Annotated in this window: 20 protein-coding genes; all 20 read left to right on the forward strand. The window is 37.6% G+C overall.

Features of this window, described 5'->3' with window-relative positions; genetic code table 11:
- Positions 1 to 7: 7 nt before the first annotated feature.
- The 20 genes from rnpM (at position 8) to ACM6HU_RS09620 (ending at position 19490) form a co-directional block, all read left to right on the forward strand.
- A complete protein-coding gene (gene rnpM / locus ACM6HU_RS09525; protein ID WP_000071126.1) occupies positions 8 to 280 on the forward strand; it encodes an RNase P modulator RnpM in 273 nt (90 codons plus the stop codon).
- Positions 281 to 592 carry a YlxQ family RNA-binding protein gene (locus ACM6HU_RS09530; protein ID WP_001286526.1) on the forward strand — a complete coding sequence of 104 codons (312 nt, stop codon included), beginning with the start codon at positions 281 to 283 and terminating at the stop codon, positions 590 to 592. It abuts the gene before it with no gap.
- 4 nt (positions 593 to 596) lie between these two features.
- Positions 597 to 2663, forward strand: a complete 2067-nt coding sequence (gene infB / locus ACM6HU_RS09535) for a translation initiation factor IF-2 (protein ID WP_414848119.1) — start codon at positions 597 to 599, stop codon at positions 2661 to 2663.
- Positions 2660 to 2941, forward strand: coding sequence for a DUF503 domain-containing protein (locus tag ACM6HU_RS09540; protein ID WP_016115947.1), 282 nt, complete (start codon positions 2660 to 2662; stop codon positions 2939 to 2941). Before infB ends, ACM6HU_RS09540 begins: the two co-directional genes overlap by 4 nt.
- A gap of 15 nt (positions 2942 to 2956) precedes the next feature.
- On the forward strand, positions 2957 to 3313 hold the full coding sequence (gene rbfA, locus ACM6HU_RS09545; protein WP_016115946.1) for a 30S ribosome-binding factor RbfA: 357 nt from the start codon (positions 2957 to 2959) through the stop codon (positions 3311 to 3313).
- 236 nt (positions 3314 to 3549) lie between these two features.
- Positions 3550 to 4473, forward strand: coding sequence for a tRNA pseudouridine(55) synthase TruB (gene truB, locus ACM6HU_RS09550; RefSeq protein WP_016115945.1), 924 nt, complete (start codon positions 3550 to 3552; stop codon positions 4471 to 4473).
- 43 nt (positions 4474 to 4516) lie between these two features.
- Positions 4517 to 5485, forward strand: coding sequence for a bifunctional riboflavin kinase/FAD synthetase (gene ribF, locus ACM6HU_RS09555; RefSeq protein ID WP_016115944.1), 969 nt, complete (start codon positions 4517 to 4519; stop codon positions 5483 to 5485).
- Positions 5486 to 5585: 100 nt separating this feature from the next.
- On the forward strand, positions 5586 to 5855 hold the full coding sequence (gene rpsO / locus ACM6HU_RS09560) for a 30S ribosomal protein S15 (protein WP_001229392.1): 270 nt from the start codon (positions 5586 to 5588) through the stop codon (positions 5853 to 5855).
- A gap of 160 nt (positions 5856 to 6015) precedes the next feature.
- Complete coding sequence (pnp, locus tag ACM6HU_RS09565; protein WP_016115943.1) at positions 6016 to 8169, forward strand: polyribonucleotide nucleotidyltransferase; 2154 nt, start codon at positions 6016 to 6018, stop codon at positions 8167 to 8169.
- A 162-nt stretch (positions 8170 to 8331) separates the two neighbouring features.
- Positions 8332 to 9231 carry a polysaccharide deacetylase family protein gene (locus ACM6HU_RS09570; RefSeq protein ID WP_016115942.1) on the forward strand — a complete coding sequence of 300 codons (900 nt, stop codon included), beginning with the start codon at positions 8332 to 8334 and terminating at the stop codon, positions 9229 to 9231.
- An 86-nt stretch (positions 9232 to 9317) separates the two neighbouring features.
- Positions 9318 to 10556 (forward strand): M16 family metallopeptidase, encoded by a 1239-nt coding sequence (locus ACM6HU_RS09575; protein ID WP_016115941.1) that lies wholly within the window; start codon positions 9318 to 9320, stop codon positions 10554 to 10556.
- Positions 10557 to 10753: 197 nt separating this feature from the next.
- Complete coding sequence (locus ACM6HU_RS09580; RefSeq protein WP_033671483.1) at positions 10754 to 11005, forward strand: YlmC/YmxH family sporulation protein; 252 nt, start codon at positions 10754 to 10756, stop codon at positions 11003 to 11005.
- 410 nt (positions 11006 to 11415) lie between these two features.
- Positions 11416 to 12318 (forward strand): dipicolinic acid synthetase subunit A, encoded by a 903-nt coding sequence (dpaA, locus tag ACM6HU_RS09585; protein WP_016115939.1) that lies wholly within the window; start codon positions 11416 to 11418, stop codon positions 12316 to 12318.
- Positions 12315 to 12914, forward strand: a complete 600-nt coding sequence (locus ACM6HU_RS09590; protein ID WP_016115938.1) for a dipicolinate synthase subunit B — start codon at positions 12315 to 12317, stop codon at positions 12912 to 12914. The genes dpaA and ACM6HU_RS09590 overlap by 4 nt, the downstream gene beginning before the upstream one ends.
- Positions 12915 to 13063: 149 nt before the next feature.
- Positions 13064 to 14110 (forward strand): aspartate-semialdehyde dehydrogenase, encoded by a 1047-nt coding sequence (asd, locus tag ACM6HU_RS09595; protein ID WP_016115937.1) that lies wholly within the window; start codon positions 13064 to 13066, stop codon positions 14108 to 14110.
- 23 nt (positions 14111 to 14133) lie between these two features.
- Positions 14134 to 15366 carry an aspartate kinase gene (gene dapG, locus ACM6HU_RS09600; RefSeq protein ID WP_016115936.1) on the forward strand — a complete coding sequence of 411 codons (1233 nt, stop codon included), beginning with the start codon at positions 14134 to 14136 and terminating at the stop codon, positions 15364 to 15366.
- Positions 15367 to 15377: 11 nt separating this feature from the next.
- Positions 15378 to 16256, forward strand: a complete 879-nt coding sequence (gene dapA, locus ACM6HU_RS09605; protein WP_003203717.1) for a 4-hydroxy-tetrahydrodipicolinate synthase — start codon at positions 15378 to 15380, stop codon at positions 16254 to 16256.
- Between the two features lie 512 nt (positions 16257 to 16768).
- Positions 16769 to 18439, forward strand: coding sequence for a ribonuclease J (locus ACM6HU_RS09610; protein ID WP_414848120.1), 1671 nt, complete (start codon positions 16769 to 16771; stop codon positions 18437 to 18439).
- Positions 18440 to 18540: 101 nt separating this feature from the next.
- Positions 18541 to 19290, forward strand: a complete 750-nt coding sequence (locus ACM6HU_RS09615) for a ClpP family protease (protein WP_016115934.1) — start codon at positions 18541 to 18543, stop codon at positions 19288 to 19290.
- Positions 19287 to 19490, forward strand: coding sequence for a YlzJ-like family protein (locus ACM6HU_RS09620; protein WP_016115933.1), 204 nt, complete (start codon positions 19287 to 19289; stop codon positions 19488 to 19490). Before ACM6HU_RS09615 ends, ACM6HU_RS09620 begins: the two co-directional genes overlap by 4 nt.
- Positions 19491 to 19623: the final 133 nt, after the last annotated feature.

Raw genomic sequence — 19623 nt, forward strand, 5'->3', positions numbered from 1 at the left:
GATGATTGTGAGCAATCGAAAAGTTCCGTTACGAAAATGTATTGCAACGCAAGAAATGAAGTCAAAACGAGAGCTCGTTCGCATTGTTCGTTCCAAAGAGGGCGAAGTGTCTATTGATGTAACTGGAAAAAAATCAGGACGCGGTGCATATTTGTCAAAAGACAAGGAATGCATTATCCAAGCGCAAAAGAAAAATATTTTGGAACATCATCTAAAAGCGAAAATCGACAGTTCCCTTTACGAAGAGCTTCTTGAGCTTGTTGAAAAGGAGTCGAAATAAGTGTCCGATTGGAAATCATTTTTAGGACTAGCAAACCGCGCTCGGAAACTCATTTCGGGTGAAGAACTCGTTTTAAAAGAAGTACGAAGTGGCAAAGCAAAGCTTGTATTGCTTTCTGAAGATGCGTCAGCGAACACTACAAAACGTATCACTGATAAAACCACGTACTACAATATACCAATGAGAAAAGTCGAAAATCGACAACAATTAGGGCATGCGATTGGGAGAGACGAGCGAGTCGTTGTAGCTGTGTTAGATGAGGGCTTTGCGAAAAAGCTGCGTAGCATGCTCGATACAACTTACCGGGGGTGAAGGTATGAGTAAAATTCGAGTACACGAATATGCAAAGAAGTACAATATTTCAAGTAAAGATATTATTACAAAACTAAAAGAAATGAATATTGAGGTTTCGAATCATATGACAATGTTAGACGATGAAGTAGTAAACAAATTAGATAATCAGTACAATAGTGGAGCAGAAAAGCCTTCTGTTGCAGATGATTTTGAAGTAGAAGAGAAAGTTGTTCGCAGTAAAAAGAACAGCAATAAGAAGAAGAAAAAAGGCAAAGGGACTGAAGACAAACGTCAAGAGAACTTTGCTGGAAGACAGCAAACACAAATTGTAGAAACACCAGATAAAATTACTTTCTCTGGAAGCCTTACAGTAGGTGACCTTGCTAAAAAATTAAGCAAAGAGCCATCTGAAATTATTAAGAAGCTCTTTATGCTAGGAATTATGGCAACAATTAACCAAGATTTAGATAAAGATACAATTGAGTTAATTGCTACTGATTACGGCATTGAAGTAGAAGAAGAAGTAATTGTAAGCGAAACTGAGTTTGAAACATTCATGGATGAACAAGATGATGAAGAAAACTTAAAAGAGCGTCCAGCTGTTGTTACAATTATGGGGCATGTTGACCATGGTAAAACAACATTACTTGACTCTATTCGTAATTCAAAAGTAACTGCTGGCGAAGCTGGTGGAATTACTCAACATATCGGTGCATACCAAGTTGATGTAAATGATAAGAAGATTACATTCTTAGATACACCTGGTCACGCAGCATTTACAACGATGCGTGCACGTGGTGCGCAAGTAACAGATATTACAATTCTTGTTGTTGCAGCTGATGACGGTGTTATGCCACAAACAGTTGAAGCAATTAACCATGCGAAAGCAGCAGGAGTACCAATTATTGTTGCTGTGAATAAAATGGATAAACCAGCAGCAAATCCAGATCGCGTAATGCAAGAGTTAACAGAATATGAACTAGTTCCAGAAGCTTGGGGCGGAGATACAATTTTTGTACCAATTTCAGCAATTCAAGGCGAAGGAATTGACAACTTGCTAGAAATGATTCTTCTTGTAAGTGAAGTAGAAGAATATAAAGCAAATCCAAATCGCTATGCAACTGGTACTGTAATTGAAGCACAGCTTGATAAAGGTAAAGGAACAATCGCGACATTACTTGTGCAAAACGGTACGCTTCGAGTTGGAGATCCAATCGTTGTTGGAACATCATTCGGACGTGTTCGTGCAATGGTAAGTGATATTGGTCGTCGCGTTAAAGTTGCTGGTCCATCAACTCCTGTTGAAATTACAGGTTTAAATGAAGTACCACAAGCAGGGGATCGCTTCATGGCGTTTGCTGATGAGAAGAAAGCACGTCAAATTGGTGAATCACGTGCACAAGAAGCATTAGTTGCACAACGTGGTGAGAAATCTAAATTAAGCCTTGAAGATTTATTCCAACAAATTCAAGAAGGCGATGTAAAAGAAATCAACTTAATTGTGAAAGCAGACGTACAAGGTTCTGTAGAAGCAATGGCAGCATCACTTCGCAAAATTGATGTTGAAGGCGTAAAAGTGAAAATTATCCATACAGGCGTAGGTGCGATTACAGAGTCTGATATCATTTTAGCTTCTGCATCTAATGCAATTGTAATTGGATTTAACGTACGTCCAGACGTGAATGCGAAGCGTACAGCTGAATTAGAAAATGTTGATATTCGTTTACACCGTATTATTTATAAAGTAATCGAAGAAATCGAAGCAGCGATGCAAGGTATGCTTGATCCAGAATTCGAGGAAAAAGTAATTGGTCAAGCAGAAGTTCGTCAAACGTTCAAAGTAACAAAAGTTGGAACGATTGCAGGTTGTTACGTAATAGATGGTAAGATTACACGTGATAGCGGCGTGCGTATTATCCGTGATGGCGTAGTAATTTTTGAAGGGCAACTTGATACGTTAAAACGTTTCAAAGATGACGTAAAAGAAGTTGCGCAAAACTATGAGTGTGGTATTACAATTGAGAGATATAATGATCTTAAAGAAGGGGACATCATTGAAGCGTACGTTATGGAAGAAGTGAAGCGATGATCATCGCTTCACTCTCATTCGAGTGTATGATTTACGATGTGCATTCTTTAAAACAGAAACGTGCAATTTTACAACGTGTGTTAACTCGTGTGAAGCAACGCTATAATGTGGCTGTTTCAGAAGTAGGACACCAAGATGTATGGCAACGTACAGAAATTGCGATTGTTTCCGTATCCTCAAATCGTGTTGTCTGTGAAAAAGAAATGAATCGTGTACTTGCGTACATTGATTCATTTCCTGAAATTGAACGTACGATAACACAATTGGAATGGTATTGAATGAGGTGAAAAGTTATGAAATTACGTGCGAACCGTGTGGGCGAGCAAATGAAGAAAGAATTAGGCGACATCATCAGTCGTAAAATTAAAGACCCACGTATTGGATTTGTTACAGTAACAGATGTGCAAGTAAGTGGGGATTTACAGATTGCCAAAGTATATATTTCTGTTTTAGGAGACGAACAACAGAAAGAAAATACATTAAAAGGCTTAGCGAAGGCAAAAGGCTTTATTCGTGCTGAAATTGGGCAGCGTATTCGCCTTCGTAAAACACCTGAAATTACCTTTGAATTCGATGAGTCTATCGCTTATGGACATCGAATTGACACGCTTTTACATGAAATTAATAAAGACGGTAAACGTGAAGAATAATGGATAGACATTTGTCTATCCATTTTTTCAATGGAAAGTAAGTTTTGCATACAAGTGCGTGTTCAAAAAGGAGGATAAAGAGAGCCGAGCAGTTCGAGGCGCGGAAGCCAGGAAAGTGCGGCGTGGAGATTGACCTACATGAGTACCGGACTGGCGACGTAACAAAGAAATGCGATAGCTATCTTTACCGGATTTTTTGAACATTCTCTACAACAGTATAACGATGAGGTGAACATATGGAAGGTGTATTATTACTACATAAACCAAAAGGCATGACGTCACATGATTGCGTATTTAAGTTAAGAAAGATATTAAGAGAAAAACGTATAGGTCATACAGGTACATTAGACCCAGATGTGACAGGTGTATTACCAATTTGTGTAGGGCGTGCTACAAAGATTGCGCAGTTTTTAACAAGTGAAACAAAAACGTATGAAGGTGAAGTTACCCTTGGTTTCTCAACAACGACAGAAGATGCTTCAGGTGAAGTTGTGGAAAAACAAGATGTAAATCGTATTATTACACGCCAAGAGGTGGAATCTGTATTAGCGGAACTAACGGGGACAATTGAACAAGTGCCGCCGATGTACTCAGCTGTAAAAGTAAACGGAAAGAAACTATATGAATATGCCAGAGCTGGAAAAGAAGTAGAACGTCCAGTACGTACGATTGCAATTCATGAATTTGCGCTACTTGATGACCGGGAAGTGTTTGAAGGAAAGGCGGTTTCATTCCGTTTCCGCGTTACGTGCAGTAAAGGAACATATGTGAGAACGTTAGCTGTTATGGTTGGTGAAAAGCTTGGTTTCCCGGCACATATGTCACATCTTGTGCGAACAGCATCAGGAGAATTTAACTTAGAAGATTGCATATCATTTGAAGAAATTGAACAAACGGTGCAAAATGGAACAGTGGATTCTATTTTTATTTCCATTGATGAAGCATTAAGTAAGTTTCCAAAAATGGTTGTAGATGATGAGCAAGCAGAAAAAATAAAAAATGGCATGTTTTTAAAGAATGAGTTGCAAGTGACAGCGCCATTTATTACAGTATTTGATACAAATGAACGTTGCTTAGCAATTTATGAACATCATCCAAAGCACCCTGGAATGTTAAAGCCAATGAAAGTACTTGTGAATAATCAGGAACTAAAGCTATAATGAATTATTGGAAGGATTATTACAGAAAAAGGTGAATTCAAGCGTGAAACTCATTCATTTAACTCATCCACATGAACAAAATAAAATAGAATTACCACCTACTGTAATGGCATTAGGATTTTTTGATGGCATTCATTTAGGGCATCAACGTGTGATTCGCACAGCAAAAAAAATAGCGGATGAAAGAGGATGTAAAAGTGCTGTCATAACGTTTCATCCACATCCATCTGTTGTCTTAGGGAAAAAGGAAGCGCATGTGGAGTATATTACACCGCTACGTATTAAAGAAAAAGTAATTGCAAGCCTAGGGATTGATATGTTATATGTGGTGAAATTCGATGAATCATTTGCTGGATTGTTACCACAACAGTTTGTAGATGAATATATTATTGGGCTAAATGTAAAGCATGTAGTAGCAGGCTTTGATTATTCATATGGACGTTTAGGAAAAGGGACGATGGAGACTTTACCATTTCATGCAAGGGGGGAGTTTACACAGACCGTGATTGAAAAAGTAGAATTTCAAGAAGAAAAAGTAAGTTCCACATCATTACGAAAGTTGATTCGTAATGGGGAAATGGAAAAAATTCCGTCTATTTTAGGCAGGTCCTATACTGTGGAAGGAACTGTCGTTCACGGAGATAAACGCGGACGTCAAATTGGTTTTCCAACAGCAAATGTTGCTTTAAAGGATGAATATCTTCTGCCACCTGTTGGTGTATATGCGGTGAGAATGAAAGTAAATGATGAGTGGCATGATGGCGTATGTAACATCGGCTATAGGCCAACATTTAAAGAAGAGCGCCAGCTTTCTATTGAAGTACATCTACTTAATTTCCATCAAGATATATATGACCAGTCTGTTGTTGTGGAGTGGCGTGTGCGTATTCGGGAAGAGAAAAAGTTTAATGGTATCGATGAGTTAGTTGCGCAGATCGCGAAAGATAAACAGACGGCGCAAGAATATTTTAGCACTGCAAAGAATATACTTGCTTTTTCAAATGAAAAGTAGTATTCTATGTTATGTACTTTATGACAACCATTGCTTGGCATTGCGACTCACCGACGCTTGCTAGGTAATTGGGGGTTTAATAATTAGGAGGTGAAATAGGATGGCTTTAACACAAGAGCGTAAAAATGAAATCATTGCACAATTTAGAACTCATGAGACTGATACTGGTTCTCCAGAGGTTCAAATTGCTGTCCTAACGGAGCAAATTAACACTCTAAACGAGCACTTACGTACTCACAAGAAAGATCATCATTCACGTCGTGGTCTATTAAAGATGGTTGGTAAACGTCGTAACTTACTTACTTACCTTCGTAATAGCGATATCACGCGTTACCGTGAATTAATCACAAAGCTTGGCTTACGTCGATAGTCAAAGAAGCGGGAATATTCCCGCTTTTTTGTTAGGTAAAAATATATCTTCTACTCTTAATAGCTTACTTAAATTTCGGTAATACTAGAGGAAGAATATTGTGATATATTATCCATTTACATAGAAGAATTGAATATTTAAAATTGAGAGGGGTACTTAAATGAGTCAAGAAAAGCAAGTCTTCTCGATAGATTTAGCTGGTCGTCAGCTAACAATTGAAACAGGCCAGCTTGCAAAACAAGCAAACGGGGCAGTATTAGTAAGATATGGCGACACAGCAGTTCTATCTACAGCAACTGCATCAAAGGAGCCAAAAAATGTAGATTTCTTCCCGCTTACAGTAAACTATGAAGAGCGTTTATATGCGGTCGGAAAAATCCCAGGCGGTTTTATTAAACGTGAAGGTCGTCCAAGTGAAAAAGCAATTTTAGCAAGTCGCTTAATTGACCGACCAATTCGTCCACTTTTCGCAGATGGCTTCCGTAATGAAGTGCAAGTTGTCAGCATCGTTATGAGTGTTGACCAAGATTGTTCTTCTGAGATGGCAGCTATGCTTGGTTCTTCATTAGCATTATCGATTTCAGATGTGCCATTTGAAGGTCCGATTGCTGGCGCGACAGTTGGTCGTATTGACGGGAAATTTGTTATTAATCCAACAGTAGCACAACAAGAACAAAGTGATATTCACCTTGTTGTAGCTGGAACAAAAGATGCAATTAACATGGTAGAAGCAGGGGCTGATCAAGTACCTGAAGAAATAATGTTAGAAGCGATTATGTTCGGTCATGATGAGATTAAACGTCTAGTTGCTTTCCAAGAAGAGATTGTACAAGCAGTTGGTAAAGAAAAAACAGAAGTGAAATTATATGAAGTAGATGCTGCAATCAATCAAAATGTACGCGAAATGGCAGAGAAAGATATGCATGCTGCGATTCAAGTATATGAAAAACATGCACGTGAAGATGCAATTAACGAAGTGAAAAAGCGTGTGATTGAGCACTATGAAGCAAATGAAGCTGATGGAGAAACATTAGGACAAGTAAATGAGATTTTATATAAAATTGTAAAAGAAGAAGTACGTCGTCTTATTACAGTTGAAAAAATCCGCCCAGATGGACGTAAAGGTGACGAAATCCGTCCTTTAGCATCAGAGGTAGGAATTTTATCTCGTACGCACGGTTCTGGTTTATTTACACGTGGACAAACACAAGCGCTTAGTATTTGTACGTTAGGTGCATTAGGCGATGTGCAAATTTTAGATGGTCTTGGTGTAGAGGAATCAAAACGTTTTATGCATCACTATAACTTCCCGTCCTTTAGTGTTGGAGAAACAAGACCAATGCGTGGACCTGGTCGTCGTGAAATCGGTCACGGTGCATTAGGTGAACGTGCGCTTGAACCAGTTATTCCATCCGAGCAAGACTTCCCGTATACAGTTCGTCTTGTATCAGAAGTATTGGAATCAAATGGTTCTACTTCACAAGCAAGCATTTGCGGAAGTACGTTAGCAATGATGGATGCAGGTGTTCCGCTTAAAGCACCAGTTGCTGGTATTGCAATGGGACTTGTGAAGTCAGGTGAGCACTACACAATTTTAACTGATATCCAAGGTATGGAAGATCACTTAGGTGATATGGACTTTAAAGTAGCAGGTACAGCTCAAGGTGTAACAGCGCTACAAATGGATATTAAAATTGCTGGTTTATCTCGTGAAATTTTAGAGGAAGCATTGCAACAAGCAAAAGTTGGCCGCATGCACATTCTAGATCATATGTTATCTGCTATTGCCGAGCCTCGTAAAGAGTTATCTGCGTACGCTCCGAAAATTATTACAATGACAATTAATCCGGACAAAATCCGTGATGTTATTGGACCGAGCGGTAAGCAAATTAACAAAATTATTGAAGAAACTGGCGTGAAAATTGATATTGAACAAGATGGTACAGTCTTCATTTCTTCTATTGATCAAGAGATGAATGAAAAGGCGAAGAAAATCATTGAAGATATTGTTCGTGAAGTACAAGTAGGCGAAATTTACTTAGGAAAAGTAAAACGCGTTGAAAAATTCGGTGCTTTCGTTGGATTATTTAGTGGTAAAGACGGTCTTGTTCATATTTCTGAACTTGCACTTGAACGTGTAGGCAAAGTAGAAGACGTTGTAAAAATCGGTGACGAGATTTCAGTAAAAGTTATCGAGATTGATAAACAAGGTCGTGTAAACTTGTCTAGAAAAGTATTGCTTAAAGAAGAGCAAGAAAAAGAAGCTGCAAAAGAAGAAGCCTCAGAACAAGAAAATATACAAGAACAGAAGTAAGTAAAAAAGCCAGGATTCCTGGCTTTTTTTGTTAAATAAAAATACATTCGATGCATAGATTTTTATTAGTGAAAAGGTATAGTTTTCATAATAACGCTCAAATTAACAAGGATAAGAAGAAAATGGATTTTTCTTATGTGTATAGTTAATGGGAGGGTTTATATGAGAACTCGTATATTTGTATTCATATCTATATTCTTTCTTTGTATGGGTTTATGCTCATATTCAGCGCTAGCAAATGATGATCTTTATGAAGAAATTCAGAAACAAGCGAAGCAATATTCAATTGCACCGCAAAATGCGATAATTGATAAGATTTGGAAAGCGACGCCAGGGTATAATGGTAAAGAGGTTGATATTGAAGCGTCATATAATAACATGAAGAAAATAGGGAGGTTTGATGAGAAGCAACTTGTATATCGGGAAGTTTCACCAAGCACGCATTTAGAAGATTTATCGTATTCTCCCATTTATCGTGGGCATCCACATAAAAAAATGGTAGGATTAACGATAAATGTGGCGTGGGGAAATGAGTATCTTCCGCGTATATTAGAAACATTGAAAAAGCATGATGTAAAGGCAACGTTCTTTTTAGAAGGACGCTGGGTAAAAGAAAATTTAAGATTTGCAAAAATGATTGTAGATGCAAAGCAAGAAGTAGGAAATCATTCTTATACGCATCCGGATATGAAAACGCTGTCTAGAAATCAAATACAAGAACAATTACAAAAAACAAATCAAATTATTGAGGCAGCTACAAGTCAAAAAGTACGATGGTTTGCACCACCGAGTGGAAGTTTCCGCGATGAAGTTGTAGAAGTGGCGGGCGGATTGAAGATGGGGACTATTATGTGGACAGTTGATACAATTGATTGGAAACGTCCAGATCCTGAAGTGCTTCTTCAGCGTGTGATGCGGAAAGTACACCCAGGTGCAATTGTATTAATGCATCCGACATCTCCAACAGCTGAGGCGTTAGATACGATGATTTCACAGTTAAAAAAACAAGGGTATAAAGTAGGGAATATTACAGAATTATTAGATGAAAAACGCATTGATTAAATACATTTACATGACATTCATGTTCAAACTTGTTATCATTAAATAATAGCAATTATTTAGAGAAACTGGCATTAGGAGGAAAGTTTTTGATTAAAAAATATACTTGTAAAAATGGTGTAAGAATCGTTATGGAGAATATACCAACTGTTCGTTCTGTTGCAATTGGTATATGGATTCATGCAGGTTCAAGAAATGAAAATGAAAAAAACAATGGAGTTTCGCACTTTTTAGAGCACATGTTTTTTAAGGGGACAGAGACGCGTAGTGCGAGAGAAATTGCAGAGTCATTTGATAGCATTGGTGGTCAAGTGAATGCATTTACTTCAAAAGAATACACGTGCTATTATGCAAAGGTACTTGATGAGCATGCAAAATATGCACTAGATGTGTTAGCTGACATGTTCTTCAATTCCACATTTGATGAAGAAGAATTGAAAAAAGAGAAGAACGTTGTATTTGAAGAAATTAAAATGTATGAGGATACGCCAGATGATATTGTGCATGACATGTTAACGAAAGCGACATATGAAACGCATCCGCTTGGATACCCAATTTTAGGTACAGAAGAAACGCTTGAAACATTTACAGGGGATACATTACGTCAATATATAAAAGATCATTATACACCTGAAAATGTTGTAGTTTCGATTGCTGGAAATATTGATGAAACATTTGTTCAAACAGTAGAACAATATTTTGGCAACTACGAGGGAACAACAAATCGTGAACAAGTACATAGTCCGATTTTTCATTTTAATAAAGTGACCCGTAAAAAGGAAACAGAGCAAGCTCATTTATGTTTAGGATTCCAAGGATTACAAATGGGACATGAAGATATTTATAACTTAATTGTATTAAATAATGTACTAGGTGGCAGTATGAGTAGCCGTTTATTCCAAGAAGTACGTGAGCAACGAGGATTAGCATATTCAGTGTTCTCTTATCATTCTTCATATGAAGATACAGGAATGTTAACACTTTACGGTGGTACAGGAAGCCAACAATTAGATACTTTATATGATACAATGCAAGAAACGTTAGAGACATTGAAAAATACAGGTATTACAGAGAAAGAACTTGTTAATAGTAAAGAGCAGCTTAAAGGAAATCTGATGTTAAGTTTAGAAAGTACGAATAGCCGTATGAGTCGCAATGGAAAAAATGAATTGCTCCTTAGAAAACATCGTTCGCTCGATGAAATTATTGAGAGTGTGAACAAGGTTACCAAAACAGATGTGGATCAATTGATTCGCAGTATATTTACAAATGAATTTTCCGCAGCGCTAATTAGTCCGAATGGAGAGCTTCCAAAAGGAATGAAATAAGACGAAATAACCGTATCTCGTACGAGGAGATACGGTTATTTTTATGTACGAAGCTTTTTATAAGTATAACAAATTTTGAATGCTAGGGAGAGGAGTTCATTTTCTTGGTATTTTTTAGAGACGTGTAGAATACGTACTTATTATAGGCTAGGATTTGAGGATGTTGTATGGAAGATGTTCGTAAAGGGGAGAAGCATATGCGTTTAAGTGAATTAAGTGGAAAAGAGATTGTGGACTTGGAGCGTGCGGAAAAAATGGGAGTTTTAGGTCACGCTGATTTAGAAATAAACGAGAAGGATGGGGAAATTCAAGCTCTCATTATACCGGTAGGAAAATGGGGCGGGTTTAAAAGAGAGCAGCAAGAAGTTCGTGTAGAATGGAACCGTATTAAAAAGGTCGGTCATGATATGATTATTTTTGACCTTGCAAGCCGCCCAAGCTCACAGTAAAAGATAACCATTTTGGTTGTCTTTTTTTATTCCACTATTCATGGGCAAGTAATACTCCTACCTCAAGATTCAGTAAAAACAAAGAAGATAGGTTGGAAGATAAACTGTCGGTAAAGGTCCAAGTGATGAAGCCTAATAATCGGTGGGGGATGTCGTTGATTAAAGTTTCGCTTTATTGGAACAGGTGTAGCACGTTCAAATGAAAATGGAGTGAGGGAGTAGTAGTTAAGTAATGAGGAAGAGTGTAACTCTAATGGAAGTTTTATCATATAGAATTTCACATATTTAGAAATATTGAATGCTTTTTGTTTTTCAATCACCTCTAACTCGTACGGTACATATGATGTGGAGGAAAAAGAAAAAGTAGGCACTTTTCTTATAAATGAAAGAAAAAGAAGGTGAAGTAGGGAATGTTGACTGAGATGCACATTGCTGTCATAGGAGGAGATGCAAGGCAGCTAGAAGTGATTCGTAAGTTGGTTGAACTTGATGCAAAACTTTCATTAGTAGGATTTGATCAACTGGATCATGGTTTTACAGGGGCAGCAAAAGAGAGTATGCAAGATCTAGATTTCACTTCTTTAGATGCAATTATTTTGCCGGTAGCAGGAACAAATGCAAAAGGAGAAGTAGATACTATTTTTTCAAATGAAAAAGTTGCGCTTACGAAAGAACAGATTGAAAAAACACCAGCAAACTTTACTATATATTCAGGAATTGGTACACCGTATTTAGAAAGTATTGCATCTACCACAAATCGAAAACTTGTGAAACTATTCGATCGTGATGATGTGGCGATCTATAATTCTATTCCAACGGTAGAAGGAACATTAATGATGGTTATTCAACATACAGATTATACAATTCACGGTTCGAATGTAATGGTTTTAGGATTTGGTAGAACTGGAATGAGTGTAGCGAGAGCTTTTCAATCACTAGGAGCTCATGTCAAAGTAGGAGCACGACGTTCAGAACATATCGCTCGTATTTCGGAAATGATGTTTTCTCCTTTTTATATGCAGGATATTGAGAAAGAAGTAAGTGATGTTGATATTGTCATTAATACGATTCCGCACCTCGTTGTAACGGCAAGGGCTATTTCTAGGATGCCAGCTCATACGTTGATTATTGACTTGGCTTCTAAGCCTGGTGGTACGGATTTTCGTTATGCAGAGAAACGAGGGATTAAAGCCTTGTTAGCACCCGGTCTTCCAGGAATTGTTGCACCAAAAACAGCAGGGCAAATTTTAGCGAATGTTCTTTCTCAGTTATTAACGGCAGATATGATGGCAAAGGAGGAGAATGGAAAATGAGTTTAAAAGGAAAACGAATTGGGTTTGGATTTACAGGATCACATTGTACGTATGCGGAAGTTATGCCGCATGTAGAGAAACTAATTGCAGAAGGAGCAGAAGTGCGGCCGGTTGTTTCATATACTGTACAAACAACAAATACTAGATTTGGTGAAGGAGCAGAGTGGATTGAAAGGATTGAAGGGATAACAGGAAATAAGGTTATTAATTCTATTGTAGGCGCAGAACCACTCGGTCCTAAAATTCCATTAGACTGCATGGTGATTGCTCCATTAACAGGGAATTCAATGAGTAAATTTGCCAATGCAATGACAGATTCTCCTGTATTAATGGCAGCAAAGGCGACGCTTCGGAATGGAAAACCAGTTGTGTTAGCTGTTTCAACAAATGATGCTCTTGGCCTTAATGGTGTAAACCTAATGCGTTTAATGGCGACAAAACATATTTATTTTGTGCCATTTGGGCAAGATGCACCAGAAAAAAAACCCAATTCAATGGTAGCTCGTATGGAACTTCTTGAAGATACAATTATAGAAGCAATAGAAGGGAAGCAATTACAGCCAGTTGTTGTAGAAAAATTCAGATATATGAATTAAAAAACGAAAAAAAACGGACAATTTTTTACGAAACCATCATTCTTATCGCAGAATATGATAAAATTAATGTTATTAAGATTAGAAGGGGTACTCTATACTCCTTCTAATTCTAAGTATAGAAGGATTGGTATCTAGAAAGGGGCATAGTGATGGAAAAGGAAAAATCTTTTCATGTCGCTGTAGTTGGAGCAACCGGCGCAGTTGGTGAACAAATGTTAAATACTTTAGAGAAACGAGAATTTCCAATTGGGAAGTTAACGTTACTTTCATCTAAACGTTCTGCAGGCAAGAAGCTTGTATTTAAAGGAGAAGAATTCACAGTACAAGAAGCAACTCCTGAAAGCTTTGAAGGAGTCGATATTGCACTCTTTAGTGCAGGTGGATCTGTATCGAAACAACTAGCACCAGAAGCAGCAAAGCGTGGTGCAATTGTTGTTGATAATACAAGTGCATTCCGCATGACAGAAAATGTACCACTTGTTGTACCTGAAGTGAATGAAAATGACTTAAAAGAACATAGTGGTATTATTGCAAATCCAAACTGTTCTACAATTCAAATGGTAGTTGCTCTTGAACCAATTCGTCAGCAGTTTGGTTTAAAACGAGTAATCGTTTCCACATATCAAGCTGTGTCAGGTGCAGGTGCTGCTGCAATTGAAGAGCTTCATGAACAATCACAAGCAATCTTAAATGGAGAAGAAGTAAAAGCAAATGTTTTACCTGTATCAGGTGACAAAAAACATTTCCAAATTGCTTTTAATGCCATTCCACAAATTGATAAGTTTCAAGAAAATGGATTTACATTTGAAGAAATGAAAATGATTAATGAAACGAAAAAAATTATGCATATGCCCGAGTTAGAAGTAGCAGCGACATGTGTACGTTTGCCAGTTGTATCAGGTCATTCTGAGTCCGTTTACATTGAAGTGGAAAAAGAAGGCGTAACTGTAGAAGAACTGAAAAACTTGCTTGCGGATGCGGAAGGAATTGTACTGCAAGATGATCCAGCAGAACAATTATATCCAATGCCATCTACTGCGGTAGGGAAAAATGAAGTATTTGTTGGGCGTATTCGTAAAGATTTAAATAATGAAAAAGGATTCCATCTTTGGGTCGTATCTGATAACTTATTAAAAGGTGCTGCATGGAACTCTGTTCAAATTGCAGAACGATTAGTAAAATTACAATTAGTGTAAACGGCTAAGAGAAGGTGCAAAAAATGAAGATTATTGTTCAAAAATTTGGTGGTACATCGGTACGTGATGAAAACGGACGTAAGCATGCACTTCACCATATTAAAAAATCATTAGATGCTGGTTATAAAGTAGTTACGGTTGTATCAGCTATGGGACGTAAAGGTGAACCATATGCAACGGATACATTATTAAGTCTTGTAAATCAACAGGAATCTAGCATTTCAAAACGTGAGCAAGATTTATTATTATCATGCGGAGAATTAATCTCGGCAATCGTCTTTTCAAATATGCTAAATGAAAATGGTGTGAAAGCAGCAGCACTAAATGGTGCACAAGCTGGTTTTGTAACAAATAATGATTTTACGAATGCAAAGATTATTGAAATGAATTGTGATCGTATACATGAAGAGTTACAAAACGTAGATGTTGTTGTTGTTACTGGATTCCAAGGGCGAACTAAAGAAGGCGATACGACAACACTTGGACGCGGAGGTAGTGATACTTCAGCTTCAGCACTAGGTGTTGCGCTTCAAGCTGAATATATCGATATTTTTACTGATGTAGAAGGTGTGATGACTGCTGATCCAAGGATTGTAAAGGATGCGCGTCATCTTCAAAACGTAACATATAATGAAATTTGCAACATGGCTTATCAAGGTGCAAAAGTTGTTCATCCGCGCGCCGTTGAAATTGCAATGCATGCAAAAGTCCCACTTCGTGTGCGCTCCACGTACTCTGATAATGAAGGGACACTTATTGCTGCATATGATGGTGCTACAAAAGGCCGTGATGTAGAAGAACGGCCCGTTACAGGTATCGCTCACGTATCAAACGTGACGCAAATTAAAGTGCTTGCAAAAGACGGATCGTATGATTTGCAAAAGCATGTTTTTAAAGAGATGGCAAATGAAGGAATTAGTGTAGACTTAATTAACATTTCGCCTACAGGTGTGGCTTATACAGTAAATGATAATGTATCAAGTCGTGCTGTTGAAGTTCTTCATAAGCTTGGATATGATCCGATCGTGACGGAGCACTGTGCAAAAGTATCTATTGTAGGAGCTGGAATGGCAGGTATTCCAGGAGTTACTGCGAAAATTGTCACAGCATTGGCAGAAAAAGGTGTGACAATTTTACAATCGGCAGATAGTCATACGACCATTTGGGTGCTTGTAAAAGAAGTAGATTTAGTGGAAGCTGTGAATGCATTGCATAGTGCGTTTGAGCTTTCAAAAGAAAAGCAACTGGAACAATAAGGAGTGAGACCATGATAGATTTTGGGACAATCGCGACAGCGATGGTAACACCGTTTGATAAAAATGGAAACGTCGATTTTGCAAAGACAACTAAATTGGTAAATTATTTAATTGATAACGGTACAACAGCAATTGTGGTAGGAGGAACAACCGGAGAGTCTCCTACATTGTCATCAGAAGAAAAAGTAGCGTTATATCGCCATGTTGTATCTGTTGTCGATAAAAGGGTGCCCGTAATCGCTGGAACAGGTAGCAATAATACACATGCTTCTATCGAATTAACGAAAAAAGCTACAGAAGTTGGTGTCGATGCAATTATGTTAGTGGCGCCGTATTATAATAAACCGAGTCAAGAAGGCATGTATCAGCATTTTAAAACAATTGCTGAAAGTACAGAACTTCCGGTTATGCTATATAATGTTCCAGGACGATCTATTGTACAAATCTCCGTTGATACAGTTGTTCGTTTATCAGAAATACAAAACATTGTTGCAATTAAAGATGCTGGCGGCGATGTATTAACAATGACAGAAATTATTGAAAAAACAGCGGACGACTTTGCTGTATACAGCGGTGATGATGGTTTAACGTTACCAGCTATGGCAGTTGGAGCTAAAGGTATTATTTCTGTTGCATCTCATGTGATTGGAAATGAAATGCAAGAAATGATTGCGGCATTCCAAGCAGGAGATTTCAAAAAAGCACAGAAATTGCATCAGTTACTTGTCAAAGTAACAAATGCATTATTTATGGCGCCGAGCCCAACTCCAGTCAAAACAGCGTTACAAATGGTTGGATTAGACGTAGGATCTGTACGTCTCCCACTTCTTCCATTAACAGAAGAAGAACGATTAACATTACAAGAAGTAATCCAATCGATTCCTCGCTAAATAAAAAATGGCTTAGTAAAAACTAGGCCATTTTTTATTTATTCCTCATTAACAGAGTATTTTATCTTAAGTTGCTTGTAAATAGACCATATAAGTCTCTTCTAATCAGAAATAAATGAAAAAGCCGAATTGGTAAGGAGAACATACTTATGAATAGATGGTTTATTTTATATAAAATTTCTATGCTTCTCTTCTCTTTCTCGCAAATTAACTTGTGTTCTATTTCTGGTATCAGTTATAATATGGCTAAGTAGCTTAGTACGGGTATGCTTAGCAAAATTGGAAAAAATTATGGTTTAACGGAATTTTTATATCATATCGCATAAGATATTTGATTTATATAATGAAAGAGAGGTGAAACCTGGTTTAAAAAACGAACAAGAACATGATATCGCATAACGGTAAGGACATTCGTCTTGGACGGTGAATATATGGTGGTTGTAGAGCTTCCCTGGTGTCTCTACGATTTTAGTGAAATCAGTGTTTGTAAGATTTTTAAACCAGGCAACAACATGAAGAGAAAAGAGATTGATTCTGTAAAAGTATTTGCTCTTGGTGGAGTAGGTGAAATCGGGAAAAATATGTATTGTGTGGAAATTGATTCCGAAATTTTTATTGTGGATGCAGGATTGATGTTCCCGGGAGACGAAATGTTTGGAATTGATATTGTTATCCCTGACATTACATATTTAGTAGAAAATCAAGAGCGAGTAAAAGGTTTATTTATTACACATGGTCATGAAGATCATATTGGTGGAATTGTTTATGTGCTGCGCAAACTTTCCATCCCGGTGTATGCAACGAAGTTAACGGTAGGTCTTATACAAGAAAAACTCGGTGAAGCGGGAATGCTAGGCCGTGTAGACTTAAAAACAATTGATTCGAATTCGGCTGTAGAATTTAATACGACAACGGTTTCATTCTTTGGAACAACACACAGTATCCCAGATTCTGTTGGTGTGTGCTTCCATACATCACAAGGAGCCATTGTATATACAGGAGATTTTAAATTTGACCAAACACCAATTGGCAACAGCGGGGCAGATCTTGGAAAGATGGCGCAAATTGGAAATGAAGGCGTTCTTTGTCTGTTATCAGATAGTACAAATGCTGAACGTCCTGGTTACACGGGGTCTGAAAAAGAAGTTGGTATAGAAATTTCAAAAGTATTTTACAATGCAGAAGGACGTATCATTGTTGCTTCTTTCGCATCTAATGTACATCGTATTCAACAAGTATTTGATGCAGCTGCTGAAACAGGCCGTAAAGTGGCCGTTGTAGGTCGTAGTATGGTAAAAGTGGTAGATATTGCAAGGCGTCTTGGATATTTAGACGTTCCAGATGGTATGGTTATTTCATTGCAAGAGGTAGATAATTTCCCGGAGAAGAAGGTAGCGATTTTAACAACTGGTAGTCAAGGGGAACCAATGGCAGCTCTTTCAAGAATGGCAAAGCAAGCTCATAAACAAATTTCAATCCGTAAAGGAGACACAGTTATCATTGCAGCTTCTCCAATTCCGGGAAATGAAATATCAGTATCTAAAATTATTGATTTATTATTTAGAGCTGGTGCAGAAGTTGTTTATTATGGAGAAAGAAAAGTTCATGTTTCGGGTCATGGTAGTCAAGAAGAATTGAAATTGATGCTGAATTTAATGAAACCGAAATATTTTATACCCGTACACGGCGAATTTCGTATGCAAAAAGCACATGCGTATTTGGCGGAAGATGTTGGTGTCTTGAAAGAAAACATTTTTATTGTAGAAAAGGGCGATGTAATTGCTTTTGAGGGCGAAGAGGCAAAGCAAGATGGTAAGGTACAAGCGGGTAATGTTCTTATTGATGGATTAGGTGTAGGTGATGTCGGAAATATTGTCTTGCGTGATCGTAAGATGTTATCACAAGACGGAATTTTAGTCGTTGTTGTAACGCTTGGAAAAGATGAGAAAAAGATCATATCTGGACCAGAAATTATTTCGCGTGGTTTTGTGTATGTTCGTGAATCGGAAGCGTTAATCGAAAGGTCTACAGATATTGTACGTACAATTGTTGAACAGTCCATTAAAGAGTATTCTATTGAATGGTCCATGCTAAAACAAAATATTCGTGAATTATTAGGACAGTTTCTGTATGAGGAAACGAAGAGAAAACCGATGATTTTACCAATTATCATGGAAGTATAAGAAAAACCACCTTTATCGGTGGTTTTTTCTTTTTTATCCCTATCGCATGAAATTTACAACTTAAGAAATAATAGTTGTATAAGAGTGAAAGGGGATGCGACATGACAGAACGTGATAGTTTAACAAATGAGGAAAAAGAAGCAGAACCGAAAGAGGATTCAAAAGAGGCGTCAGTAATAGAAAAAATTCAACAACTTGGCCAAACGAATGTTCCGCAAATGAATGAATCACGTATTCACTGCTTAACGATTGTTGGACAAGTAGAAGGACATGTGCAGCTTCCACCACAAAATAAAACGACGAAATATGAACATGTAATTCCACAAATTGTGGCAATTGAGCAAAATCCAAAAATTGAAGGGTTACTTTTATTGCTAAATACTGTTGGTGGTGATGTTGAAGCTGGATTGGCAATCTCTGAAATGGTAGCTTCATTATCGAAGCCAACTGTATCTTTGGTTTTAGGTGGAGGGCACTCGATAGGTGTGCCAATTGCAGTGTCAACAGATTATTCGCTTATTGCTGAAACTGCAACGATGACGATTCATCCAGTTCGTCTGACGGGTCTTGTTATTGGTGTGCCGCAAACATTTGAGTATTTGGATAAAATGCAAGAACGTGTAATTCGATTTGTAACAAAACACTCAAAAGTGACGGAAGATCGTTTTAAAGAGCTTATGTTTGCGAAGGGAAATTTAACACGAGATATTGGAACAAATGTAATTGGAATAGATGCAGTAAAGTATGGCCTTATAGATGATGTCGGTGGTATCGGGGATGCGATTCGAAAGTTGAATGAATTAATAGACATGCGAACAGATGGAAATCAAGACGGGAAGTTGCTGCAATGATTTTGTATACAATTATGCCGGAGCAACTTGTTTATCAGGCTGATTATTCACAGTATGAACAACAAAAAATAGTGAATGTAAATGGAGTAGAGATGATTGTATCTGAAGAGAGTAGTCAATATTATTCCGTTGTTCGTGTGCTAAGTACAAATCCATCCCACTACTTACAGTATGAACCAGGCCAGAAAATAACCTTTTAGCAAAAAGCAGGATTTTGTGTAGAAGCTATGGTATAATATAAAAAACAAGACGGTTGAGCAGCCATGATTAGGCTGCTTTCTTCTGTTTATTTGACATTTTACAAGAAGTGTAAAATGTCAAATGAACAGATCT

The sequence above is a fragment of the Bacillus sp. IT-79MI2 genome (assembly GCF_949768135.1).
Classification (GTDB): domain Bacteria; phylum Bacillota; class Bacilli; order Bacillales; family Bacillaceae_G; genus Bacillus_A; species Bacillus_A pseudomycoides.